The organism is Microbacterium sp., assembly GCF_011620715.1.
Lineage (GTDB): Bacteria > Actinomycetota > Actinomycetes > Actinomycetales > Microbacteriaceae > Microbacterium.
The window spans coordinates 1-5,021 of record NZ_WOYP01000120.1; the positions used below are offsets into that span (position 1 = coordinate 1).

Below are 5,021 nucleotides of genomic sequence, written 5' to 3' on the forward strand. Positions count from 1 at the left end.
CCCTCGTTGTACCGGCGGCCGACCAGGATGCGCCCGGTGTGCTCGTCGACGATCATGACCTCGTCGTTCATCACGACGTAATCCGCGTCGCGCTTGAACAGCGCGAGCGCCTTGATCGAGTTGTTCAGGAACGAGATGAGCGGGGTGTTGGCCGATTCGTACAGATTTTCGATGCCCAGGTAGTCCTCGACCTTCTCGATGCCGGGCTCGAGCACGCCGATGGTTCGCTTCTTCTCGTCGACCTCGTAGTCCACACCCGCTTCGAGCGTCTTGGCGATCTTCGCGAACTCCACGAACCAGCGGTTCGCCTCGCCCGAGGACGGTCCCGAGATGATGAGCGGCGTGCGGGCCTCGTCGATCAGGATCGAGTCGACCTCGTCGACGATCGCGTAGAAGTGACCGCGCTGCACGAGATCCTCCTTGCGCCAGGCCATGTTGTCGCGCAGGTAGTCGAAGCCGAACTCGTTGTTGGTCCCATACGTGATGTCCGCTTCGTACTGCTGCCGGCGGATGTCGGGGGTCTGCCCCGCGACGATCGTGCCGGTGGTCATGCCGAGGGCGCGGAAGATGCGGCCCATGAGCTCGGACTGGTAAGACGCGAGGAAGTCGTTGACCGTGATGATGTGCACGCCCTTGCCGGCGATCGCGTTCAGGTAGGCCGGAAGGGTCGCCACGAGGGTCTTGCCCTCACCGGTCTTCATCTCGGCGATGTTGCCCAGGTGCAGCGCCGCGCCGCCCATGACCTGCACGTCGTACGGACGCTGGCCGAGCGTGCGCTTGGCGGCTTCGCGGACGGCGGCGAACGCCTCGGGCATGAGCTGGTCGAGGGTTTCTCCGGCGTCGAAGCGGGCGCGCAGGACCGCGGTCTCGCCGCGCAGCTCTTCATCGGTCAGGTGCGCGTAGTCCTCTTCGAGGGCGCCGACCGCCTTCACGACCTGCTGCAGTCGGCGCAGGATTCGTCCTTCTCCCGCGCGAAGCAGTCTCTCGAGAGCATTGGCCACGAAGCATCTCCATCTGTCCAGTGCAGCGCCGTCCGGCGCCGATGCCACCCAGCGCCGAGCGCAAGGGCATACACGGCCATGTTATCCGTCTGTGACCTTGGAGTGCGCTGGGTGGCGGGCGCAGCCAGGGCGCGACACGCAGGACGCGGCATCCCGCGGCACCTACGCCGGGGTGCCTATACTCGGCAACTGCATACCCGGTATGCAATGCGATGACGGGAGTTCGACATGTCGGTGCGACAGAGCCTGCTGGCCATCCTCGACCAGGGCCCCTGCTACGGGTACCAGCTGCGCGCCGAGTTCGATCGCCGCACCGGGTCGACCTGGCCGCTCAACGTCGGGCAGATCTACAACACCCTCGACCGTCTCGAACGCGACGGACTCGTCTCGAAAGGGGCGACCGACGAGCAGGGGCACGTCTTCTACACGATCACGGATGCCGGTTCCCTCGAGGTCTCGGACTGGCTCGGCTCTCCGGTCGATCGCGGGCAGACGGCGCGCGACGAGCTCGCGATCAAGCTCTCGGTGGCGGCGACACTGCCGGGCGTGGATGTGGACGCGGTGCTGCGCACTCAGCGGCGCGCATCCGCGTCGCGGCTGGCCGCGCTCACGCGCGCTGCCCACGCAGGGTCCCCGGACGGGCCGGAGGGACTTGCGAGAAAGCTCGTCACGGATGCCCAGCTGTTCCAGGCCGAGGCGGAGCTGAACTGGCTCGACCGTGCGCGGGAGCGCCTCGCCGAACAGCCCGCGCACGCGATGTCGCTGGGGCTGGCGTCGGAGCGGCCCAAGCGGGGCCGACCCGCCAGGGATGCCGTCACCGCCGGCTGAGCCGGCTGCGAGCGCGCGGCATCCTGCCTCCTCACAAGCAGGCGCACTACCCTGAAGCGTGACTTCTGCTGATGCTCCCGTCGAGGCCGAGGCTCTTGCAGAGCCCGCCGCGATGACGTTCTCCGACCTCGGATTGGGCGACGCGGTGCTCAAGGCGCTCGACGATGTCGGCTACGAGACGCCCTCGGCGATCCAGGCGGCGACGATTCCCGCGCTGCTCGCGGGGCGCGATGTCGTCGGGCTGGCCCAGACCGGAACGGGCAAGACCGCGGCCTTCGCGCTGCCGATCCTCGACCGCCTCGACGTGTCGCAGAAGACCCCGCAGGCGCTCGTGCTGGCCCCGACGCGCGAGCTCGCGCTGCAGGTCTGCGAGGCGTTCGAGAAGTACGCGGCCCACGTGAGGGGTGTTCACGTGCTGCCCGTCTACGGCGGTCAAGGCTACGGCGTGCAGCTGTCGGCACTGCGGCGAGGCGTGCACATCGTCGTGGGAACCCCTGGCCGCATCATCGACCACCTCGAGAAGGGCACGCTCGACCTGTCGGAGCTGAAGTACCTCGTGCTGGACGAGGCCGATGAGATGCTCAAGATGGGCTTCGCCGAAGACGTCGAGACGATCCTCGCCGACACGCCCGCCACCAAGCAGGTCGCACTCTTCTCGGCGACGATGCCGACGGCGATCCGCCGCATGTCGCAGCAGTACCTGCACGACCCCGAAGAGATCACGGTCAAGACCAAGACCACGACATCCGCCACGACCGCCCAGCGCTACCTGATCGTCTCGCACCAGCAGAAGATCGACGCCCTCACGCGCATCCTGGAGACAGAGAATTTCGAGGGCATGATCGTGTTCGCGCGTACCAAGAGCGCGACCGAGGAGATCGCCGAGAAGCTGCGGGCCCGGGGCTACTCCGCGGCGGCGATCAACGGCGATGTCGCCCAGCCCGTGCGCGAGAAGACCGTCAACCAGCTGAAGTCGGGCAAGCTCGACATCCTCGTCGCCACCGATGTCGCCGCGCGCGGCCTCGACGTCGAGCGCATCTCGCACGTGGTCAACTTCGACATCTCGACGGACACCGAGTCGTATGTGCACCGGATCGGGCGCACCGGGCGCGCGGGACGCTCGGGGGATGCGATCAGCTTCGTGACTCCGCGTGAGCGCGGGCTCGTGACCGTGATCGAACGCGCCACGCGGCAGCCGCTGACCCAGATGCAGCTTCCGACTGCCGACGACGTCAACCTCACCCGCCTCGCTCGCTTCGACGACCGCATCACCGCGGCGCTCGGCCAGACCGAGCGCATCGACGGGTTCCGCGACGTGATCGCCCACTACGTACGCCACCACGATGTACCCGAGGTGGATGTGGCGGCAGCTCTGGCTGTCGTCGCGCAGGGCGAGTCCCCGCTGCTGCTGGAGCCCGAGACCGAGCAGCAGCGGCGCGGTTTCGAGGATCGCGCCGACCGCGGCGACCGCGGCGCTCGCCCCGGCCGCTTCGACCGCGACGAGCGTCCCGAACGCCGGCAGCGTCCGAGCAACGGCCGGATGGCCACCTACCGGATCGCAGTGGGCAAGCGGCACCGGGTCGAACCGCGCCAGATCGTCGGCGCCCTCGCGAACGAGGGCGGGCTCAGCCGCGGCGACTTCGGCGCGATCCAGATCCGCCCGGACTTCTCGCTCGTCGAGCTGCCGGCCGGCCTGTCGCAGTCGACCCTGGACCGGCTCTCCGACACCCGCATCTCGGGCAAGCTCATCGAGATCCGCCTCGACACCGGCGGCCCCTCAGCGCGGCGAACCTAGGATCGAGCTATGGCTGGATTGTGGGGCAAACGAAAGCGCGAGGAGCAGGCGGCGCGAGATGCGCAGGATGCCGAGCTCGCCCGGCGGGCCAGAGGCGCGCTCGTGGCGGTGGACGAGCGCATCCGCACGACGACCGACGAGCTGGACTTCGCGGTCGCCGAACTGGGTGAGGCGGCGACGAAAGATCTGCGCGACGCGCTGACGGCCGTGCGCACGCACCTGGCCGAGGCGTTCCACCTCAACCAGCTGAACCACGACGAGATCCCCGACACCCCCGACGAGCTGCGCACCCGCAACGCGCGCATCGCGCAGCTGTGCGAATGGGCCGACGAACTGCTCGATGACCGCACGACCGCGCTCGCGAAGGACATCGAGCGCGTGCGCCGCGCGCCGGAGATCCTCGCGCAGGTGCGCGCCGACATCGCGTCGCTGAGCGAGAGACTGCCGCACGCGCGCGAGACGCTCGCGCGGCTGGCGCTCCGCTACAGCGAGGCGGCGCTGCGTCAGGTCGCCGAGGGCGCGGACGAGGCCGAGCAGCTGCTGACCTTCGCGGCGCACAGCGCCGACGTATCGGCACGCCGGCGCGAGGACGGCCGCCGCGAGGAGGCGAACCTGGCGCTGGAGACGGCGACCGAGGCGGTGCGTCGCGCGGCGGCGATCATCGACGGCGTAGAGGACTTCGAGATCGAGGCCCTGCGCGCCGAGTCGACCCTGGCCGATGTCATCGCGGACTCTCGCGGCGACCTCGTCGCCGCCCGCCAGGCGCCGCAGGTTCCCGCGGTGACCGCCGCGGTCGCCGCGCTCGAGGCGGCGCTCGCAGCGGTGCCGGCCGCCCGCGTCAAGGCCGACCCGTTCGCCGAGCTGTCCCAGCTGCGCGAGGCGAACACCGGGCTGGATGCCGCGATCGCGGTGGCCCGCGAGCGCGCGGCTCGCCCGATCCCCTCTGTCGCCCATGTGCGGCACGCGCTCGACGACGCGGACCGGCAGATCGCGGTCGCCCGCAGCGTGATCGCGGGTCATCGGGGCTGGATCGGCGCCGACGCACGCACCCGCCTCGCCGAAGCCGAGCGCACCCGCAACGATGCCGAGCCGCTGGCGACCGACGAGGAGACCCGCGAAGAGGGGATGGCCCTCGCGCGGCGGTCCGGCGCGCTGGCGAGCGAAGCGCTGCAGCTCGCCCAGCGCGACATCGACTCCTCCCGGCCGCAGGACCCGGGCTGGGGCGGTCAGAGCCGCGGACGCCGCGGCGGCATGAGCGACGGGATGGGCGGCATCCTCGGCGGCCTCGTCATCGGCAGTCTGCTCGGCGACTTCTTCGACGGCTGAGCACGCACCGCGCACAGCGAACGGGATGCCTCGAGCAGGCATCCCGTTCGTCCGTTCGGACGGCCGCTAGG

The 5,021-nt window shown here is 69.9% G+C and carries 4 protein-coding genes; 3 read left to right on the plus strand and 1 reads right to left on the minus strand.

What is annotated here, in order from left to right; all coding sequences use genetic code 11:
• Positions 1-1,001 (minus strand): DEAD/DEAH box helicase (locus QZV84_RS10970; RefSeq protein ID WP_363331909.1); only part of this gene is annotated, 1,001 nt, incomplete at its 3' end.
• Between the two features lie 228 nt (positions 1,002-1,229).
• Here QZV84_RS10970 and QZV84_RS10975 point away from each other — a divergent pair.
• The 3 genes from QZV84_RS10975 (at position 1,230) to QZV84_RS10985 (ending at position 4,950) form a co-directional block, all read left to right on the plus strand.
• Positions 1,230-1,829: a PadR family transcriptional regulator gene (locus QZV84_RS10975; protein WP_292829368.1), complete on the plus strand. Its 600-nt coding sequence runs from the start codon at positions 1,230-1,232 to the stop codon at positions 1,827-1,829.
• 112 nt (positions 1,830-1,941) lie between these two features.
• On the plus strand, positions 1,942-3,624 hold the full coding sequence (locus QZV84_RS10980; protein ID WP_292829372.1) for a DEAD/DEAH box helicase: 1,683 nt from the start codon (positions 1,942-1,944) through the stop codon (positions 3,622-3,624).
• Positions 3,625-3,633: 9 nt separating this feature from the next.
• Positions 3,634-4,950, plus strand: a complete 1,317-nt coding sequence (locus tag QZV84_RS10985; RefSeq protein WP_292829369.1) for a hypothetical protein — start codon at positions 3,634-3,636, stop codon at positions 4,948-4,950.
• The last annotated feature ends 71 nt before the right edge of the window (positions 4,951-5,021 follow it).